This is a genomic window from Peribacillus simplex (assembly GCF_030123325.1).
GTDB lineage: Bacteria > Bacillota > Bacilli > Bacillales > DSM-1321 > Peribacillus > Peribacillus simplex_D.
Window position 1 is genome coordinate 1,281,417 of record NZ_CP126106.1, and the last position, 20,392, is coordinate 1,301,808.

Genomic DNA, 20,392 nt, shown 5'->3' on the forward strand with positions numbered 1-20,392 from the left:
AAAAAGGATGTCCTCTTTTGCTTCTTAATGTTGATGAGAGTCTTTAGCTGGCCCGGCAGGCAAGATAGCAGGGATGATAAGAATCAGGATAGCAGCAGCTAATCCTAAAATAGTTCCCTGCGCAGCATCGTATGAAACTCCGATCATGGAAGAAACAACATATACAGTCATATGCACTAATAAGAATGTCCAAAAAATTGCCCAAGCATAACGCATCGAATTTCACCTCATTCCACTACATTCATTTTTATCTTACCATAATTAATATACAGTTAAAACGTGTTTTTAATAATAACCTTTAAATAATCCAATACATTAAATCATGAGAGAACTTTTTCTGGCAGACAAGTTGGTTCCAAACTTCAAATGGGAACTCAAAGGGTAAAATAAAAACAAAATCGTCCATGCTTGGTTAATTTAGGATAAGAAGTTAGGCGTTTCCACTGACCCTTTCTATATTTCTTCATAAATTAATATAGTAGTAGTAATATTCCTTAAAGGAGTTTGAACGATGGAACAGCGAACTTTTCAAATTGATGACCAATGGAATATCATCTATTATCCAGAGCGCCCCAGTGGTTTTTCCGTAATGGTAATTGGAGACCGTAGTCATTTTGTCGAAAAAGACAGCAGCTTTTGGCTGCAGCATCCTGGCAGGCTGCAGATATTGGAATATTTAAAGGAATACGGATACACGCTATTTTCATCCAATTTTCACGGAGCCAACTGGGGCAGTCCTAAAGCACTGGACCTTTCCCTTAATCTATATATTCTTTTCATGAAAAAAGAAATAGTCAATCAAAGGGTTCATATATTGGCAGAAGGGACAGGCGCACTACTTGCCCTAAAGCTAATGAATGAACTTGGAAATAAAATTAGGTCTGTCGTATTGATTGATCCGGTTTTTTCATTGAAAGCACAACTGGAGAAGGAAAAGGAAAACAAGTTCTTCTATAAAAAGTGGCTGTCAGAGGTTGCTGCTGCATATGAGCTCGATCCGGCAGTATGTGAACAGCATATCCTGGACGCTGAGGATTCAGTTATCGCAGAGAATATTCCCATGAAAGTGATTCAGGTTTTTGGAAGCTTACGGAAAGAACAAGCCTCCCTTTATCGGCAAATCCAGCTGGCTAGAAAAACAGATTTGCAACTGACGTATATATTGCCCGAAAAACGTTATAAAATCCCCTATCAAATACAAAAGTTTTTCAATGAGAATGAAGAGATTTTATGAGAAGTGATATATTTTTACAATAGTTTGCATACGATACAGCATCTAAAAAAACCAGACGTGCCGGGTGAAGTGGGCTTGATGGCATACGAGGAGGCTGTATTTATGCAAACGAACATTGTCATTGGCACTTATCGATTTGTAGGATTCTATGTGACCCAATATTTGTTGAACGAAGGTAAAGAAGTAATCGGAATCGATTGGGCCGATTCAGAAGCAAGTCAATATATTATGGAAGAAAAGGAACTTGAAATAGGCAGGAATTCAAATTATATATACTTTCCGATAAATAAACTTAAATTATTGGATATTTCAAAGCAGGACACGGTGTTCATATCTCTTTACGATATTCAAAGCGGAAAATTGGACAAAATCGATTTCCTGATAGGCGAAATCGTTTCCTTCATTGAGAAATTCAAAAATGGCAAGGATGAAACGCCAAATTTCGTTCTTTTCATGCCCATTGAAAAAGATGTCAGTATATTTCAGTCCATATTAAGCTCGATTCGTGAAATAGATTCTGCGAAAATCATATTTTTACCGACGATTTATGGACCTTGGCAATCGGAAGGCATGAGCTTTGAAGCTGGCATCAACCAGCTTGGACAGTCTGATATCCATGCCGCAATTACTGCCGAATATACCGGAGATGCTCTCTATATCACAGATTTTATTAACGCTATGGAAGCAGTGCTTACCTCCTCTTCCGATAGGGACATCCAATTGTACAGCAGTATAGAAGACCATTGGAATAAATGTGCCAAGTTAATATTTGGTGAAAGTATGGATTCATTCACTTCCCAAACAACAACTAAAATCAATAAAGGAACAATATTTGAAGTGCAATGTAAAATGGAACCAGAAGAAGGCATTGCTTTACAAAGAAAACATAATAAACGATTAAACTTACTTAAAAAGTGGAGAAAGCGAGACTAACTTGGGAGAGTAACCAAATATGAAGGCGAAGCGCATGATCGGGAAAATATGAAATTGACAGCTTTCGATATTAGGGAAGGGCAAAACTGGATATTTGCCTCTAATCTATATGTCTTGTACTATAAAATGGTCAAGGATAGGAATTAACATCAAAAGCTATTCATGATTTTATATGTGCGCCCTTTACGAAAGGGTCTTGTGGAATTATGATAATAATGATGAATATTCATTAGATAGGGGGAAACGCGAATGAGTTCAGATAAAACTCTTGAATTTATGGGAATCGCCATGAAGTACTTCCCAGAGGCTAAAGCGAAGCTTGAAGCAAGCGGGATTCCATTCACAATGGAGATGGCAGAGCCGTTCATGGAGCTCTTTAAAAGCGTAATGCAAGAAGCTTATGAGCTTGGTAAACAAGATGCTCAGCGTTAATTAAAGGCAGGCTGTCCGGTTAAAGGGCAGCCTTGATTTTTTTATTCTTTTTTCAAGAACTTGGCGATCAATGGGTTCAGGTTGATTTTATCAATGGTCGGTTTGTATTGACTGTATAAGCCCATCAAAGTTTCAACGCTCGCCATCAATTGGATGTAATCCACCTTCGCTTCCTCTTGCTCCGGTTCAGTTTTCCTGCCAAACATCAAATTCGAAAAATGATCATCCGGGTTTCTCTCCCTGTTGCGATTGAAGATGTCCACAATGGATTCCTCCTATTCTCCTTTTATTAATAATGTATGTCCCCAATTTCCCCTGGCATGGGCGCTTGTCCGACTTCTGAAAGAGATTTCTTTAGCTTTCAAACTGTTAACTCTTGCAAGGAAGTCTTTTTTTATATAAAATTAGTACCAGGTAATAATAGATGATTATAATAACTCATTAAAATATAAGGGGATGGCAAGATGAATGCTGGGATATTAGGGCTTGGCCGCTACTTACCCGACAAAATCGTTACAAATGCGGATTTAGAAAAAATTATGGACACTTCCGACGAGTGGATCCGGACTAGGACGGGTATTGAGGAAAGAAGAATTGCAAATGATGATATTGATACATCAGATATGGCTTATGAAGCCGCAAAAGCTGCATTGAAAAATGCGGAAATTTCTGCTGAAGAGATAGATTTAATTCTTGTAGCTACTGTTACACCCGATCAGTCGTTTCCTTCTGTCGCTTGCATGATTCAAGAGAAATTGGGAGCGATGAAGGCAGCTGCAATGGATGTAAGTGCTGCATGTGCCGGTTTTATGTATGCAATGATCACGGCACAGCAATTTATTAAGACAGGTGCATATAAGCATGTGTTGATTGTCGGTGTTGAAAAACTTTCGAAAGTAACCAATTGGGAAGACCGTAACACTGCTGTACTTTTTGGTGACGGAGCGGGTGCAGTTGTACTTGGACCTGTATCTGAAGGCAAAGGAGTCCTTTCCTTTGAATTAGGCGCAGATGGAACCGGTGGGAAGCACTTATTACAGGAAGGGGATTTCATTCATATGAATGGACGTGAAGTATTTAAATTTGCTGTCCGTCAGATGGGTGAATCCAGCCTGGGTGTATTGGACAAAGCTGGTTTGACGAAAGAAGATGTGGATCTGCTTGTCCCGCATCAAGCAAACATACGAATTATGGAAGCCTCAAGGGAACGCTTGAATCTCCCGCTTGAAAAAATGACGAAAACGATTCATAAATATGGAAATACTTCTTCAGCGTCCATTCCAATGGCTCTTGTGGAAGAAATGGAAGCAGGAAGAATCAAGGACAATGACTTGATCGTCATGGTCGGTTTTGGTGGTGGCCTTACATGGGGAGCGATCGCTCTTAGGTGGGGTAAATAAAAGAAGAAGTAAAACGTAACAGCTTTAAAAATAGGAAGGAGCCATTTTTAAATGACTAATCGCCGTGTAGTTGTAACAGGTATTGGAGCAATCTCTCCAGTTGGTAATGATGCAGAAACTGGATGGAAGAATATAATCGAGGGGAAATCTGGGATAGGGCCTTTAACTCGTTTGAATGCTGAAGAATATCCCGTTAAAGTGGCTGCTGAAATCAAGGATTTTGATATAGAAACATATATAAATCGTAAAGAAGCACGTAAAATGGACCGATTTACCCATTATGCAATTGCAGCTTCCGTTATGGCTTATAATGATAGCAAACTGGAGATAACCGATGAAAATGCTGCACGTGTCGGGGTCTGGATCGGTTCGGGTATCGGCGGGCTGGAGACACTTGAGACACAGCATGAAAACTTTTTAAACAGAGGGTATAAACGGGTGAGCCCATTTTTCGTACCAATGATGATTCCGGACATGGCAGCTGGCCAGGTTTCTATCTTACTTGGTGCAAAAGGAATCAATTCATGTACGGTAACAGCCTGTGCAACAGGAACTAATTCAATTGGTGATGCGTTTAAAGCCATTCAACGGGGCGATGCCGATGTGATGATCACAGGCGGGGCCGAAGCGCCAATCACAAAAATGTCGGTTGCAGGCTTCTGTGCAAATACGGCTTTATCAACCAACCCTGATCCACAAACGGCTAGCCGTCCTTTTGATCTTAATCGTGATGGTTTCGTTATTGGAGAAGGAGCTGGAATCATCGTTCTGGAAGATCTTGAACATGCATTGAATAGGGGAGCCAAGATTTATGCTGAAATCGCTGGTTATGGCTCAACTGGAGATGCCTTCCATATTACCGCTCCGGCACCAGGTGGAGAAGGCGGGGCAAGAGCGATGAAAATTGCAATCGAGGATGCAGGTTTGAATCCGGAAGACATCCAATATGTGAATGCCCACGGAACGAGTACGCCTTACAATGATAAATACGAAACGATGGCAGTCAAAGAAGTCTTTGGCGACCATGCTAATAAACTTGCAATAAGTTCCACTAAATCGATGACAGGCCATATGTTAGGGGCAGCAGGCGGTGTGGAAGCGATATTCACGATTCAGGCAATTAGGGACAGCATTTTGCCTCCAACCATCAATATTGAAACACCAGACCCTGAGTGTGATTTGGACTATGTTCCGAATCAAGCAAGGAAGGGCGAAATCAATGCAGCCATCAGCAATTCACTTGGATTCGGTGGACATAACGCAACCATTCTTTTCAAGAAATATCAATAAGTTATAAAAAGGAAGGGCAGATCTTTTGGGATCTGCTCTTTTTTTTGAAGGAAAAAATGCAAATGCAAGGGAGATAAAATGTGTCAACCGCCTTCTTGAAATCATACGATAGTCAATAGAAGCGGAGGTGTATGGGAGATGGGAGTCATTTCAACCGATGAATGGCTGGTGAAGGATTTTAACCGCCCGGTGCAGATGATGGAAAGACTTAAAAGTACATTCAACAATAACATTGATGCGGACATGATTTATCATCAATTATTAAAGCATGGCATGTATTCGCCGAATCAAAAAACAAAACTCACATGGGAAGACTTAAAGGATAATAATGCATGGGAAAAAACACAAAGCTTGTTTACGGCTTATAAGAAGCTTTGGGGAGGGCCTGATGTTCCCATATATATTTTTCCGCTCATGTCTTCAGGGATATGGAATAAAAAAGTTGAAACGAAGTCAGGGTTGGCATTTAAAGATAAACTATTCCTTTTTTACGGCAAGGGGATGGCCGAAAAGGAGATGGAGGCCCTGTTGATTCATGAATATCATCATGTTTGCCGCCTGCATCATTTGAAAAAGGACCAAAAAGAATACACTCTCCTGGATACGATGATCATGGAAGGACTGGCGGAACGAACGGTGGGAAAATATTTAGGAACAAAATTATTAGCGAAATGGACTAAGTTATATCAGGAAGATAAACTACGGGAATTTTGGAATAAGCATTTAGAGGATAAGCACATGATAAAACGAACAGATCCTCTTCATGATGTGCTCCTTCTTGGGGCGAAAGGATATCCATATATGCTTGGATACTGTAGTGGCTATTACCTGGTGAAAAATTTTGAAAAACTCTCTGTGAAAAAATCATTCACTATCCAATCTGAAGAATTCTTATCAAAAAAGAGTTAAGATATACGTTCTTTTTTTCTTAATCTGTTTTCTAGAATAGGAATAAATTGTATGGTTCCTGCCTATACTGATTGACAAACAGAAATTTGTTTAAGTGAGGGATGAATGATGCTATATCTTCATGATGTATGGGTTAACTGGTTTGAAGGAGAAGAAAACGGCTATAATATTTGTCATTTTCATGAATGGAGGAAGGATGACGGGATCGAACTACTAGATCAAGTTCCTTTGTTGAAAGTGTCATCAACATTGTTCCACTACATAGAGAACGACTTGTCAGAATTACCTAAGCCATTGCTCAATGATGTTTATCAAAAAGCATATGCAAGGAAAAATCATGAAAGAATTCAGCTTGACTATTGTTTTATCGTGACTGACGGAAATGGGATTTTAGCTGTTGATACGATAGGTTATCATATTCCGATTAGGAAAAGCAGAATAATTCCCCGGCAGGAACAAATTGTTTATGACATGATAGAAAACCATGATGAGATGGATTACACCTTTACTGAAAAACCTACATCTGAGAAAGAATATCATATTTTGTCGCCGTCTCCCTTATTCATGAACGGTTTGACAAGAAAAGAAAGACAACTTAAGCAATTGCTATTCATGGCCATGGACCAATTATTCACTGCAAAAAACACTGCTGAAATCCGCTATTGGTATACAGAATGGGCCCCTGAGAAATATGAAAGCATTCAAGAAATGGATTTTCAGATAGCTTGGCTTGAGTTATATGAAGAAATGAAGGAAGGCTGGTCAGAGAAGCACCTTCAACTTTGTGAAAACCTTGTGAAGGGGCAGCCCTTTTTTGAAAAGCTTTGGCAAGTGGAGGCTGGCGATAGCCCATCGATATTATGAAAAAAAGACGATCCAATGAGGATCGTCTTTTTTTTATCTCTTTCTGCCAAGTCCCATGCCATTATACATTTTTCTGATCATTTTATTGGCTTCAATATTCGCCTTTTCTGCACCGCGGTCCAGTATCTCATCCAATTCAGGTGAATCGATCAATTCATTAAAGCGTTCCTGGATTGGTAGGATTTCTCCAAGAACCACCTCAGCCAAATCACTCTTAAAGTCACCATAACCTTTACCTTCATACATCTCTTCAATTTCTGAATAGGATTTTCCACTGAAGATGGAGTATATGGACATCAGGTTGGAAACACCCGCTTTGTTTTCCTTATCATAACGGACAATTCCTTCCGAATCGGTAACTGCGCTTTTTATATTTTTTTCGATTTGCTTCGGATCATCCAATAAGGCAATCGTCGCCTTTTTATTAGGGTCAGATTTGCTCATTTTCTTGGTTGGTTCCTGAAGGGACATGATACGGGCCCCTTCTGTAGGGAGGCTGATTTCCGGAATTTTAAAAATGTCATTATGCCTTTTATTGAACCGTTCAGCCAAATCGCGTGTCAATTCAAGATGCTGTCTTTGATCTTCCCCGACAGGAACCACATCTGTACTATAAAGGAGAATATCGGCAGCCATCAGCGGCGGGTATGTAAGCAGTGCTGCGGATACCCCTTCTTTGCCAGCGGATTTGTCTTTAAATTGCGTCATTCTCTCAAGTTCCCCAATATAGGATATACTTTGTAAAATCCAGCCTGCCTGAGCATGCGCAGGTACTTCTGATTGAATGAAGATGGTATTCTTTTCAGGATCCAGACCAATGGCCAAATATAAAGCGGCCAATGTTTTAATGTTTTTCCTTAACTTAATGCGATCTTGTGGAACAGTAATTGCATGCTGGTCAACAATACAAAAGAAACATTCATATTCATTTTGTAAGTTAACGAATTGTTTCATGGCTCCGATGTAATTTCCTAAAGTAACGGAACCGGATGGCTGAATGCCGGAGAAAATCCTTTTCAACTTCTAGTCACTCCTCTAAATGCGTTTATTGATAAATGGATATTCGCTCTTCATTATTGTAAGGATAAATATAAAATGAATCCACTTTCTTTGAAAGAAATGTGCGTGCTCCTGTGATGGGGAAAAACGCTCATTTAAATCTTGTGGAGGGCCGTTTTGTCCTGTATCGATGCCATTCTGAGAATACGAAATGTCCACTATACTGTATTTTAGCATTTATTCATATTAAATGTATAATCGAAACGGCAATCAAGCCGATAGAACGGATTTTCCGTTTCTTTTTTTGACATGGAAGAAATGATGGGTTCAAGGAAAATCAAACCGTTTAACATATATCACAATGAGCAGACCATTTTAGGGAAGGATACTCACAAGGGAATACAGGATTATGAACGTATTCTCAAGGTTGAAAATTTGTAAGGCATTTTTTAAAATTATTTATAAGATATAGGAGTAAAGTTAATTGTTTGTGGTATTAAAGAAAGGGGTTTATTATATTTGTTGAATATTGATGATTGATGGCGAATGGGGTGGAGAAAATGAAAACAATGTGTAAGTGGTTGATGACAGGTATGTGCATATTCCTGATTCAACAGCCAGTTCATGCGCAAGGCATGAACGAAACCAGGCAGGTAGCATTAGAAAATAAAGAATTGCCTGCGAGCGTACCGCGTTTTGTTTTTGATTCGGGGTTGAAATTTGACTATCCGGATGCTGTGCGCGGAATATATGTGACAGCACCTGCAGCGGGTGGCAATAAATTGAATGAACTTATTAAATATGTAGATGAAACCGATTTGAATGCTATGGTCATTGACATTAAGGATGACAGGGGGAACGTCACGTATAAAACTGAAGATCCCGATTCTCCATATGCTGGGATTGGTAAAGACTACATAAAAAACCCTAGGGCAATGTTGAAAAAATTTGAGGATAAACAGATTTATCCGATTGCAAGGGTAGTCGTCTTTAAAGACTCCCTTTTGGCTAAAGAGAAGCCTGAATGGTCTTTTTTAGATGGCGAAAAGGTATGGAAGAATGGTCGAGGGGAAGCCTTCGTTAACCCATTCTTAAAAGAGGTATGGGATTATAATGTCGGTATTGCGATTGAAGCGGCAAAAATGGGTTTTAAAGAAATTCAATTTGACTATGTCCGTTTTCCCGAAGGATTCGAAAATAAAGAAGATGATTTGAAATATGATGTCGGTGAATATGATGAAGCGAAAGTTAGTCATACAGCCAAAAGGGTTCAGGCAGTGACAGATTTCGTAAGTTATGCGAGGAAACAACTGGAGCCATATGGAGTGGAAGTGTCAGTGGACATTTTTGGATATGCGGCTACATTGCCTGAAGCTCCCGGAATTGGGCAAAACTTCACAAAAATCTCTGAGAATGTTGATGTAATCTCCTCGATGATCTATCCGAGTCACTGGACATCTTATTTTGGTATCGATAAGCCTGATTTGGAGCCTTATAATCTCGTTAAGGAATATGCGAAATTGGAGAACGGGAAGCTGAAGGAATTAAAAACACCACCTACTTCAAGACCTTGGCTACAAGATTTTACTGCCTCATATTTAGGTGAGGGGAATTACCAAAGGTATGGCAAGGAAGAAGTGGAAGCCCAAATAAAAGCATTGAATGATAATGGTATTGATGAATACTTATTATGGAATGCGGCAAATCGATATACAAAAGGAGTAGACTATACCCCATGAAAAAAAGGATGACCTTGGAATATTCTTCCGGTCATCCATATTCTTCTTGAATTACCGCTTCTTATTCCCGCCAACTTGACTCCACCCTGACTGAATTCGTTTCGATTGATCGAAAATATGAGAGTGACGTTTCCCGCCAAACCATTTTTCGCCGATGCCATTCGTCACAACGCCATTCACAGCTGTAATGCCAATAACGCAAGCAGCGACTAAAAAAAAGTCCAAAAAGTAACTGATCATCAAAACCCTCCTATTATTTTCAAACTATTCAAGTTCCATTGTAGTGGATAAGAAAAAATCTGGAAAGTATAAACTAGCAAAAGAGGAGATTAAATTATGAATTGGTATGAAAAGCTAAACCAGTATTTCCCTATAGAAGAGATGAAATCCAAAGAACATATAGAAGTTCTTTTAGAAGATAAGCAGGAAATATATAAAAAGGATGAAGGTCCTGACCATGTTTTATTGTATGTGGAAGGGGAAGAGTTTATATTCGTTGATTACCTTTTTGTATCAAAGAAATCAAGAGGGCAGGGACTAGGAAGGAAATTGATTCAAAAATTGCAAAAAAAGCAGAAAACGATCTTGCTGGAAGTGGAACCGGTACAAGAAAATGATGATGATACATTTAAAAGGCTGAAATTTTATAAAAGGGAAGGATTCCAGCATGCCTCTTCAATTTCCTACAGCAGAAAATCGCTTGCCACCAAGGAGGATACACCTATGGAAATCCTGTATTGGCCGGCAAATCCATCTGTTGATGAAGAAGACGTTTTTGACTTCATGAAAGAGATTTATTCTGAAATCCATACTTACAAAGATGATGATCTTTATGGGAAATCCTATCAAGATGTTGAGGATGTGCTAAGCTTGAATGCAGGTCAGGAAACGGATATTTTTAAAGAGGTGCAAATTTGAGAGAAAGGGCCGGTTGTTTCACCGGCCCTTTTTAATTTGACGTGTTCCAAGAAAACAACCGGAACATTTTTTGAAAATTGAGGAAACCTGTCTTTTCTTGGAGTTTGTCGATAAAAGGAGTCTCTGAACCCCGAACCATGATTTTAAAAGAAGATTTGGTTACCCCTCATGTTTAATATAGGATGAAACCCACAATAAGTTGAAGAAATTTGCGACACTCTTGGTTGCCCCACAGACGCTTGCTTTGATGAGGCTTGGCAGACAGTCGGCGGAAATAGAGCGGATTTCTGAAAGCAACTGGATTGTTTTTTACACTGTAGTCAATCTGTCTTTTATTATTGTGCATATTTTGCGGTAAGATGAATATCTATAACTTCTTGGGTGGTAGATTGCTCCCTTATCGCAGATTCTTTAGAATTATCTTTTTACTTTTGGAAATATATGTGCTAAAAGAATGGTTTTTAATGTAAAAGGAGGAATTTGCATTTGATTAAAGAAAATATATTAACATGATCTTGTTTATTGACAAAGATAGGGGGTAAATAAAAGTAACGGGTTATTTAAAAATCATGAAAGCCGTATTGAGAGATAAATGAGAATGGTAGGTAGGTATTTTCAATTAGAAAAAGCGGTTTTAATGTATTACATAAAAAACAGAAAAAGCTATAGTACAGGCTAAACTAGAAGTTTAAAAGGATTTTTCCAAATATCAAAAAGGGTATTCATTTTAAATAAATTAGTGTATAATAAAGAAAATGAAATACTTATTTAAAATTATTTCAAATTAGAGTGGTACTTATGAATACTAATAGTAGATTTCCCCTCATAGATCACCGATTCTATATTTAGGGAGTGTGAGTAAACATGGTAACATTATATACATCACCTAGTTGTACTTCATGCAGAAAAGCAAAAGCATGGTTAGAGGAACATGAGATTGGATATAAAGAAAGAAACATTTTTTCAGAACCGTTAACGATTGATGAGATTAAAGAAATTCTTCGAATGACAGAAGACGGAACCGATGAAATCATTTCAACACGGTCAAAAACTTTCCAAAAGTTAAACGTAAATTTAGAGAGCCTGCCTCTTCAAGAATTATATAAATTGATCAAGGAGAATCCAGGTCTGTTGAGACGTCCAATTATTCTTGACGAGAAACGGCTTCAAGTTGGTTATAATGAAGATGAGATAAGACGCTTTTTACCACGTAAAGTCCGTACCTTCCAGTTACGGGAAGCACAACGTATGGTCAACTAATAAGGTCTTTCAAGCTCTGCCAGGAAATGTGCAGGGCTTTTTCTTTATACATAACGATTTTTCACTGATTTTTTTATCTTGATGAAGGGAAACATAAAAGAATCCTTAGGCGACCGCGGACGTTTCCGGTTGGCAGCAGGTCCCTTGAATCAGTATCATTTAGAGAATAAATAAAGGATGCAGCTTAGCATGCTGTGTATATAATAAGGCATTAATGGCAGTAAGATTAAAATTGAATCAAGCATTATGATAGTTGCATCAGGATGAATTATTTTATAGAATGAATGGAATATTAGGCAAACAATTGTTTTTTAGATAAGTAATGTTTTTTATTTCCCTTCTTCAAGGTTTTGTCATAAAATGATGTAAAATAGTCTGTTTTATTGACTATCATGATTTACAGTATTCACTTACGGGTAAAGAGCTTTTAAGAGCAATTTTCGCTTGGGGGTTATTATCCCTTCAAAATGAGAAAGGAAGGGAGAGGGGAATCATGGAAATCGAACGCATTAATGACGATACAGTTAAATTTTATATTTCCTATATAGATATTGAGGAAAGAGGCTTTGATCGCGAAGAAATTTGGTACAGCCGCGAGCGAAGTGAGGAACTTTTTTGGGAAATGATGGATGAAGTGCATCAAGAAGAAGAATTCATGATTGAAGGACCCTTATGGATTCAAGTTCAAGCTCTTGAAAAAGGCTTGGAAGTTTTGGTCACAAAAGCCCAGCTTGCCAAAGATGGTCAGAAACTCGAGCTGCCTCTTTCAGATGAAAAGTTAAGGGATTTGAATGTATCAGACAAGATGGATACGCTTCTTGATCAACATTTTCATGGTAAAGATGAAGAAAGCGGCATGACATTTGAAGATGGTATGATTGAATTCATCACGACTTTCGAGGATTTTGAAGATGTCATTTCATTAAGCAAGCGTCATGGCTTGGATGACTGGACGACAAAACTTTATGTTTATCAGAATAAATATTATCTTTATATCGAATTTTCCGAGGCGGAGATTGATGAGGAAGAAATCGATAATGTTTTAAGTCTTTTATTGGAATATAGTCAAGAGTCACCTATAACGGTGCACATGCTTGAAGAGTACGGGAAGATAGTCATCGAAAATGATGTATTCACAACGGTCGATAAATATTTCGCATAGACTGTTGAGGCCGATTTCAGTAGAAATCGGCCTTTTCGTCCAAGAATAAATGTTTTTTGCCTTAGCATGGAGGTTTTATAAATATGCCTGTGTTTGTTAATTGGAGGTAGTCTAGGTGAAGAATATAGTTGGCGTCGGTCTGCTTATTCTCTTGTTGGTCAGTACTTGGCATTTTCTAATAAATGGCGTCGATAGCGGGCTGTTTTTTTATTCCAGCCTTATATTGACCCTTTTCTTGGTGATAGTTGGATTCAACATTTTCATGGAAAACCGAGATCCCATCCAGACCATAACATGGCTTGTTATTTTTGGCGCTTTCCCATTCATCGGTTTCATTTTTTACTTTTTGTTTGGCCGTAATTTTCGGAAAGAGAGAATATTTCGCAAGAAGTACTTTTTGGACAAACAGAGGTTCGTGAAAATAAGCGACGAAGCGGATTATAATGAACGAATTAAGGAAATGGGCGAGAACCCTCAGCAGTTAATCACTCTTGCAAATAGGCTAGGGAATAGCCCTATTTCATTTCAGACTGAAACGCGGGTTTTAAGGAATGGTGAGGAGACATTTTCCAATATCATCGAAGAATTAAAAAAAGCCAGACATCATATTCATTTAGAATATTATATTGTTAGGGATGACCGCATTGGCGGACTGTTAAAAGACATCTTGATACAAAAAGTAAAAGAAGGGGTAGAGGTCCGATTTCTCTATGATGCGGTTGGTTCTTGGAAATTAGCGCGCTCTTATATCGATGAACTTAAGGATGCGGGAGCCGAAATGGTTGCCTTTGGTCCGTTGCATCTCCCTTTATTAAATAATAAATTCAACTTTCGTAACCATCGTAAAATAATTGTGATAGATGGCTCTGTCGGTTTCATCGGCGGTCTCAATATTGGGGATGAATATTTGGGACAAGATCGGAAGTTCGGTTCTTGGCGGGATACGCACCTAATCATAAAGGGGGAAGCGGTCAGGACTTTACAGCTCATATTTTTGCAGGATTGGTATTATAGCACCAATAATAGTTTCTTAAGTGATGAATATCTCATGGCCGGACTGCCGAATCATCACGGGCATGGCGGAATTCAATTGATTGGCGGCGGGCCTGATAGTGAGTGGGCGATCATTAAAAGCATTTTTTTTAAGATGATCACTTCAGCAGAAAAGTCCGTCTGGATAGCTTCCCCGTATTTCATTCCTGATGACGATATCTTACAAGCATTGAAGGTGGCCGCTTTAAGTGGTTTGGATGTCAGGCTGCTCGTCCCGAAGAACCCCGATAAACGTATCGTATTTCATGCTTCGAGAACTTATTTTCCCGAATTGCTTGCTTCCGGAGCTCGTATATTCCAATATAATGAAGGCTTCATGCATAGTAAAATCATCATCGTGGATGACCAACTGGCATCAATTGGGACAACCAATATGGATATGAGAAGCTTTCACCTGAATTTCGAAGTCAATGCTTTTCTCTACCGGACGGAAAGTACTCAGCAGCTGGTGAATGATTTTTTGGAAGATATAAAGGTATCCCAAGAAGTGGAGATTGATGCGTTTTCCAAACGGAATTTCGGTTTGAAAGTTTTGGAGTCCACTTGCCGATTGCTTTCGCCCCTTCTTTAGATACTTCTCTTATGCCGATCAGGCATTTTTTTTTTACGGATTAAAAGGAATCCTAAGCGAAGCAGGCGAATGTAGTGGATGAGGAGGAGATGTATGCTAACTGCGATAAAGAAGGATGGGACATGGATTACGCTCCCTGATAAGATGCCGGCAAACGTGATTGATGAATGGAGAAAGTCAGCAGAATATTACTGTCCATGCTGCAAGATGGAAATGACCATCAAAGCGGGAAAAGTCAGGATCCCGCATTTCGCCCATAAAAATAGTTCGTCATGCCGCGCTTCTTCAGAACCGGAATCCGCCTATCATTTAATGGGAAAAAGAAAATTGTTTCAGTGGTTTTTATCACATGGTTTTCAAGTGGATCTAGAAGCCTACCTTCCCGAAATTAAGAAAAGGGCTGATATTTTAGCTGTGATAGGAGGTAATCGCTATGCAATAGAATTTCAATGCTCAGTTATCACCGAGGTTGAATTCATGGAAAGGACAAAAGCCTATCAAAGCATAGGCATCAAGCCAATTTGGATACTCGCTGCAAAAAGCTTGAAAAGGAAAAGTTTGTATGAATTCAGTTTATCCCGCTTCCACTGGCTCTTCGTCACCGGCAGCTTCCATCATCCTTTCCTTTGGATGTATTGCCCGGAAACCGATCATTTATCAGTATTGAAGAACCTCACTCCTTTTACCCCCAGAACCGTCTTTGCTGAATTGACAACAGCTTCTTTAAAGCTCCTTCCCCCTAGTCGGGCATTGCCCCAAAACTGCTTTCGATTCCCTTTTCTGCCTGTATGGAGATATAAACGAAATGGCTGGTCCCTCCATCGAGTCAAAACAGCATGGAGATGCGACCCTTTTTTCGAAGGGCTATATTTACATCATATTTCACCTGCGACACTTCCAATTGAAGTGGGTGTTCCCGTCAGGGGGATGCTGTTGATCGAAACTGCCCCGATCGAATGGCAGGCATGGTTATACATGGATGTGTTTCATGAGAAAAGAACAGGGGAAAAGATTTCTATGGCTGATATTGTCCATATTTTTAGAAAGCGTTCAAAAAAAGGGGAAATAAAGTTCAGACCGTTGCCATTGCTTCATGAAAAACCCATCGAGTATCCTGTAGGTCAATATATCATGCTTTTGGAGCAATTTGGTTATCTATCAAAGCTGAAAGAAGGGGTTTTTATAGTTGAAAGGGAATTTACCCTTCCCTTCACCAGTGATCAAGCTCAAATTTTGGAAAAAAGTTTCTATGATAAGCATAAATTGATGATGGAAAAGAGGAATATCCAGTATAATCAGTGATAACATCTCTATTTATCTTGAATTCAGATGAAAGGGCAGGATTATTTTTGTTAATGGAGAAATAGTAATAAGAACTGGGAATTAAGAAAACTTTAAGAAAGAATGAACGCCGAATGAAGTATTGCAGCGTTCGATCCGGTTTAACGAGTCAGCCCGATGGCACGTTTCTATAGAATGGGGAGGAATTTTTATGGCACAGGAAACAAAAGCGAATACATTACCTTCAAGAAGTGAAATAGCTCCTGAAGATACCTGGAGACTGGAAGATATCTTCGCAACCGAGGAAGATTGGGAAGCTGCCTTCAAAGCGGTAAAAGAAGACCTCAAGAAAGCGGAGGCACATAAAGGGACGTTGGGAGAAAGCGCAGAAAGATTATTTGTGGCCCTTCAACTCCAAGATGAGGTATTCGAGAAGCTAGGGAAAGTTTATTCTTATTCACATATGCGCAATGATCAAGATACAACCAATCCTTTTTATCAAGGGATGGAGGATCGGGCAAAAGCTTTATACGCCCAAGCAGCGGCTGCGTTTTCATATATGGTTCCTGAACTATTGAGTATTGATGAAAACAAAGTGGAAGGGTTTTTGGAAGAAAAAGAAGATCTGAAATTATACAAACATTCTTTAGAGGAAATTAATCTTCAGAGACCCCATATCTTATCTGCAGAGCAGGAAGAATTATTGGCGCAAGCATCAGAAGTACTTGATGCATCGGGCAATACTTTCGGTATGCTTAACAATGCCGATTTGAAATTCCCGACCATCAAGGATGAAGAGGGAAATGAAGTTGAAATTACTCACGGAAGGTATATCAGCTTTCTTGAGAGTGAAGATCGCCGTGTACGTGAGGAGGCATTTAAAGGGGTATACAGCAAGTATGGAGAGTTCCGTAATACATTTGCTTCAACCCTGTCAGGTGAGGTGAAAAACCACAACTTCAATGCCACGGTTAGAAAATATGATTCAGCACGCCAAGCGGCGTTAAGTAATAATAACATTCCGGAGACCGTATATGATAATCTCGTTAAAACGGTCAATGACAACTTGCCATTACTGCACCGTTATCTTGATTTACGTAAAAAAGTACTGCAATTAGATGAACTTCATATGTATGATCTATTCACTCCTCTTGTTAAAGAAGTGAAGATGGAAGTGACATATGACGAGGCCAAGGATTATGTCCTTAAAGGTCTTGCTCCGCTTGGGGAGGACTATTTGAACGTTTTGAAAGAGGGATTTGAAAACCGTTGGGTCGATGTGCATGAAAACAAAGGGAAACGAAGCGGTGCCTATTCTTCTGGTACATATGGGACGAATCCTTATATTTTAATGAACTGGCAAAATAACGTCAATAACTTATTCACGCTCGTTCATGAGTTTGGGCATTCGGTCCATAGCTACTATACACGTAAATATCAGCCATATCCATACGGAAATTATTCCATATTTGTAGCGGAAGTTGCATCGACTTGTAATGAAAACCTGTTGAACGATTATTTACTGAATTCAATCGAAGATGAAAAGAAACGCATCTATTTATTGAATCATTACCTGGAAGGTTTCCGAGGCACATTGTTCCGGCAAACGATGTTTGCAGAGTTCGAACATACGATTCATTTAAAAGCTCAAAATGGGGAAGCTTTGACAGCGGATATGCTTACTAAGGAATATTATGAGCTGAACAAGAAATACTTTGGAGAGAACGTGACCATCGATGAAGAAATCGGTTTGGAATGGGCGCGTATTCCACACTTCTACTATAATTACTATGTTTATCAATATGCAACAGGAATCAGTGCAGCAACTGCATTGAGCAAGCAAATCCTTGAAGAAGGAGAGCCTGCTGTCAAAAGGTATGTGGAGTTCTTGAAGTCAGGAAGTTCCGATTATCCGATTGAAGTGCTCAAAAAGGCGGGTGTCGATATGACAAAAGCCGAACCTGTACAAGAAGCCATGAATGTATTCGAAGAAAAATTAAATGAGTTGGAAGAGCTTTTGAATAAATAGGATGTGGAAAGGACCCGAGCACTTCGGGTCCTTTTCAACTTATATGAATGTCCGTCATAATCCTTTAAAACGATTTCTCTGATTTAAGCTATGGAGAATTATGAAGAAAACAAAAAATAAAATAGGGGAGGTAAAATACAGAGGAATGAGGTTCATGATACCGAGCAGCTGGACAAATAGCGACCCTATCAAGAGTATGAGTAGAATAAAGCCTTTCAATTTGGTCACCTCCAACCTGGCAGCAGTAAAAGCTCTTCTGCGCTTTATTAGATAGTATGTTTTAAAATAAGCAGTATTCTAAGAATATGACAATAATGTGAAGTTGCGCACAAAGTTCTTGCAATTAAGGTATATAATCTGCTATAGTACAGATATAGAAGTTATCACATCCCAAACATATACCCCTTTGTTTGTTCGTCGTGAAATTTCTCCTATCCCCTTATTCGTATAAATAGATGAAAACCCCAGCAAATTTCGTGATTTGACGGGGTTTTTCATTTGCATGAAAAGTAAAAGGAACAAAATGATGCCGGTTGTAACAAAAGTTTTACGAAAGATTAGGAAATAAAAATAAATGATTTAATATTTTTTGTGATACATTTCACAATTAGATTCATTCCCAAGCTTATCAGATTTCAAAAACACTTATGGATTTAAATAAAAAGGTGCTCTCATTTAGCTATATATACCAGAAACGTAAGTGAAAAATGAAAAATATATATTGTGAACAATTTGTGAAATATTGCACATATAGTTGAAACATAATTAGGTTATCTGTTATATTGTTTATTGTGAAGTGAATCACAAACAAACTTATACCCCTTTGTTTGATCGTGAAAAATTTCTCCCATCCCCTTATTTTCTTATAAAAAAAACCATGCAATCTTTTGATTTGCATGGTTTTTCCTTTTCATATATAACAAAAAAGCAGTCAAATTCATGACTGCTTCTTTGTATATCTCCAAAACGTTCCGTATTTAGCAGGAATTTTCTCTGCCAACTGTTTTAAAACAAGCTTTTTCATTTCCAACTCGACGTTATTCTTATTCATATTATAAACCGTTTCAATTTCCTTTGTGGCCACTAGTTTGAAACAGCGTAAAAATTCTTCGAGAGAGGGGGGGGTTGCAGGGGCAGGAAGACCATTGAGCATATCTTCTAAAATTTGAACATATACCTCGTAAGAATAGACACCTGAAACTTTTATTCCCTCTTCTTCAATATTTTGATTGAAAAAGACAAGGGAAGGTATTTCAGTCACTTCCATTTCGCTTGTGATTTTCATGTCACATTGAAAGCCTTTGGCTGCACTGGAAGAATTGATGTCATAAAGGAATTCCTCCACATCCAGTCCAACCATTTTGGCACATTCGGTCAAGACATCGATATTGGATATATCCTTTTTTCCTATAAATACATATTCTTGAAGCTGCCTTAAAAAGCGAATGGCCAATTTACGCCCCTGCAATTCAGCTGCTTTTATTGCGATGGAAGCTGTATATGGAGAAGAGATTGGGTTTTCAGACCAAAGGCTCCCGTCGCAGGACATTCCCGAGCGGCTGGCTGTCTTTTCCCAAACTTGAGCAATGTTTTCATAATTTTTATTTTTCCCCATATTAAGAGAATCGATCTTACCGCTTAAAACATGGCGTAAACTGAACAATTGGCCATATTCTATCTGTAATTTCCTAATAATTGGTTCTAAGCCCCAGCATTCGGGACAAAGCGGATCAACAAAAACATAAATTTCAATTGGCTTTTTTCCTATATCATAGCAATGCTGCGTCTTGATCCAATCGGAAATATTGAAAACTGGTTTTTGTGCGCTCAACTGTCTTCTCCTTTCCCGTCAGTTCCGGATGTATTGATCATATGCTGTGCCGTCAAATAGAGGCGGTGATAGAAAAACTCCCTAATCTCACCCTCAAGGCCAACTTCGTCCATAGCTAGATACATGCATGAGAGCCATGCTTTCGCACGTTCTGGTGTAATTTCAAAAGGTATATGTCGAGCCCGCAACATAGGATGGCCGTGCTCTTCGGTATATAAAGAGGGACCGCCTAAATATTGAGTCATAAATTGTTTTTGCTTACGGACCGTTTCAGTTAAATCGTCAGGGAATATTGGCTTCAGATCCGGGTGCTGACTAACGTTGGAGTAAAACACATCAATTAATTTGTGTAATTGCCCTTCTCCAATCAATTCATATGGTGTAGGGTTCCCTTGCATCATGTTGATTACTCCTTTTAAAGAAAGATGGTTGATATTTATTCATATTTTATCAATGACGTACTGATATAACAAATATATAGCTTAAA

At 38.8% G+C, this 20,392-nt stretch carries 20 protein-coding genes; 14 read left to right on the forward strand and 6 right to left on the reverse strand.

What is annotated here, in order from left to right:
• Window positions 1–24: 24 nt before the first annotated feature.
• Window positions 25–216, reverse strand: a complete 192-nt coding sequence (locus QNH43_RS06160) for a YjzD family protein (protein ID WP_207441043.1) — start codon at window positions 214–216, stop codon at window positions 25–27.
• A gap of 295 nt (window positions 217–511) precedes the next feature.
• Between QNH43_RS06160 and QNH43_RS06165 the strand changes: the two genes are divergently transcribed.
• From QNH43_RS06165 to QNH43_RS06175, 3 genes are all read left to right on the forward strand, one after another.
• Window positions 512–1,234: an alpha/beta fold hydrolase gene (locus QNH43_RS06165; RefSeq protein ID WP_283917175.1), complete on the forward strand. Its 723-nt coding sequence runs from the start codon at window positions 512–514 to the stop codon at window positions 1,232–1,234.
• 102 nt (window positions 1,235–1,336) lie between these two features.
• Window positions 1,337–2,167 carry a Rossmann-fold NAD(P)-binding domain-containing protein gene (locus QNH43_RS06170; RefSeq protein WP_283917176.1) on the forward strand — a complete coding sequence of 277 codons (831 nt, stop codon included), beginning with the start codon at window positions 1,337–1,339 and terminating at the stop codon, window positions 2,165–2,167.
• A gap of 249 nt (window positions 2,168–2,416) precedes the next feature.
• Window positions 2,417–2,599, forward strand: coding sequence for a ComZ family protein (locus QNH43_RS06175; protein ID WP_076367134.1), 183 nt, complete (start codon window positions 2,417–2,419; stop codon window positions 2,597–2,599).
• Window positions 2,600–2,640: 41 nt separating this feature from the next.
• On the opposite strand, the gene QNH43_RS06180 is transcribed toward QNH43_RS06175, so the two are convergent.
• The gene (locus QNH43_RS06180; protein ID WP_283917177.1) at window positions 2,641–2,862 is read right to left on the reverse strand and encodes a hypothetical protein; all 222 of its coding nucleotides are present in this window, start codon (window positions 2,860–2,862) and stop codon (window positions 2,641–2,643) included.
• A gap of 201 nt (window positions 2,863–3,063) precedes the next feature.
• Here QNH43_RS06180 and QNH43_RS06185 point away from each other — a divergent pair, with 201 nt between their 5' ends.
• The 4 genes from QNH43_RS06185 to QNH43_RS06200 all read left to right on the forward strand — a co-directional run bounded on the left by QNH43_RS06185 (window position 3,064) and on the right by QNH43_RS06200 (window position 7,062).
• Window positions 3,064–3,999 (forward strand): beta-ketoacyl-ACP synthase III, encoded by a 936-nt coding sequence (locus QNH43_RS06185; RefSeq protein ID WP_283917178.1) that lies wholly within the window; start codon window positions 3,064–3,066, stop codon window positions 3,997–3,999.
• Window positions 4,000–4,050: 51 nt separating this feature from the next.
• On the forward strand, window positions 4,051–5,289 hold the full coding sequence (fabF, locus tag QNH43_RS06190) for a beta-ketoacyl-ACP synthase II (RefSeq protein WP_048686925.1): 1,239 nt from the start codon (window positions 4,051–4,053) through the stop codon (window positions 5,287–5,289).
• A gap of 138 nt (window positions 5,290–5,427) precedes the next feature.
• Window positions 5,428–6,198 carry a DUF2268 domain-containing putative Zn-dependent protease gene (locus QNH43_RS06195; RefSeq protein WP_283917179.1) on the forward strand — a complete coding sequence of 257 codons (771 nt, stop codon included), beginning with the start codon at window positions 5,428–5,430 and terminating at the stop codon, window positions 6,196–6,198.
• Window positions 6,199–6,306: 108 nt separating this feature from the next.
• The gene (locus QNH43_RS06200) at window positions 6,307–7,062 is read left to right on the forward strand and encodes a YjbA family protein (RefSeq protein WP_034314514.1); all 756 of its coding nucleotides are present in this window, start codon (window positions 6,307–6,309) and stop codon (window positions 7,060–7,062) included.
• 33 nt (window positions 7,063–7,095) lie between these two features.
• On the opposite strand, the gene trpS is transcribed toward QNH43_RS06200, so the two are convergent.
• Window positions 7,096–8,082, reverse strand: a complete 987-nt coding sequence (gene trpS / locus QNH43_RS06205; RefSeq protein WP_283917180.1) for a tryptophan--tRNA ligase — start codon at window positions 8,080–8,082, stop codon at window positions 7,096–7,098.
• A gap of 539 nt (window positions 8,083–8,621) precedes the next feature.
• Between trpS and QNH43_RS06210 the strand changes: the two genes are divergently transcribed.
• The gene (locus tag QNH43_RS06210; RefSeq protein WP_434060157.1) at window positions 8,622–9,800 is read left to right on the forward strand and encodes a putative glycoside hydrolase; all 1,179 of its coding nucleotides are present in this window, start codon (window positions 8,622–8,624) and stop codon (window positions 9,798–9,800) included.
• 51 nt (window positions 9,801–9,851) lie between these two features.
• Here the strand turns inward: QNH43_RS06210 and QNH43_RS06215 are convergent, their stop codons facing one another.
• Window positions 9,852–10,040: a hypothetical protein gene (locus tag QNH43_RS06215; RefSeq protein ID WP_034314508.1), complete on the reverse strand. Its 189-nt coding sequence runs from the start codon at window positions 10,038–10,040 to the stop codon at window positions 9,852–9,854.
• 96 nt (window positions 10,041–10,136) lie between these two features.
• Between QNH43_RS06215 and QNH43_RS06220 the strand changes: the two genes are divergently transcribed.
• The 6 genes from QNH43_RS06220 to pepF all read left to right on the forward strand — a co-directional run bounded on the left by QNH43_RS06220 (window position 10,137) and on the right by pepF (window position 18,074).
• A complete protein-coding gene (locus QNH43_RS06220) occupies window positions 10,137–10,718 on the forward strand; it encodes a GNAT family N-acetyltransferase (RefSeq protein ID WP_283917181.1) in 582 nt (193 codons plus the stop codon).
• A gap of 864 nt (window positions 10,719–11,582) precedes the next feature.
• Window positions 11,583–11,978, forward strand: coding sequence for a transcriptional regulator SpxA (gene spxA, locus QNH43_RS06225; RefSeq protein WP_034314502.1), 396 nt, complete (start codon window positions 11,583–11,585; stop codon window positions 11,976–11,978).
• A 493-nt stretch (window positions 11,979–12,471) separates the two neighbouring features.
• A complete protein-coding gene (gene mecA, locus QNH43_RS06230; RefSeq protein ID WP_283917182.1) occupies window positions 12,472–13,140 on the forward strand; it encodes an adaptor protein MecA in 669 nt (222 codons plus the stop codon).
• 115 nt (window positions 13,141–13,255) lie between these two features.
• On the forward strand, window positions 13,256–14,764 hold the full coding sequence (gene cls, locus QNH43_RS06235) for a cardiolipin synthase (protein ID WP_283917183.1): 1,509 nt from the start codon (window positions 13,256–13,258) through the stop codon (window positions 14,762–14,764).
• A 93-nt stretch (window positions 14,765–14,857) separates the two neighbouring features.
• Window positions 14,858–16,066, forward strand: a complete 1,209-nt coding sequence (locus QNH43_RS06240; protein ID WP_283917184.1) for a competence protein CoiA — start codon at window positions 14,858–14,860, stop codon at window positions 16,064–16,066.
• Window positions 16,067–16,256: 190 nt separating this feature from the next.
• The gene (gene pepF / locus QNH43_RS06245; RefSeq protein WP_283917185.1) at window positions 16,257–18,074 is read left to right on the forward strand and encodes an oligoendopeptidase F; all 1,818 of its coding nucleotides are present in this window, start codon (window positions 16,257–16,259) and stop codon (window positions 18,072–18,074) included.
• 937 nt (window positions 18,075–19,011) lie between these two features.
• Here pepF and QNH43_RS06250 read toward each other — a convergent pair.
• Together QNH43_RS06250 and QNH43_RS06255 are read right to left on the reverse strand one after the other, a co-directional pair.
• Window positions 19,012–19,905, reverse strand: coding sequence for a ClpXP adapter SpxH family protein (locus QNH43_RS06250; RefSeq protein ID WP_434060158.1), 894 nt, complete (start codon window positions 19,903–19,905; stop codon window positions 19,012–19,014).
• Window positions 19,902–20,306, reverse strand: a complete 405-nt coding sequence (locus QNH43_RS06255; protein WP_076367109.1) for a globin domain-containing protein — start codon at window positions 20,304–20,306, stop codon at window positions 19,902–19,904. Before QNH43_RS06255 ends, QNH43_RS06250 begins: the two co-directional genes overlap by 4 nt.
• Window positions 20,307–20,392 lie beyond the last annotated feature (86 nt).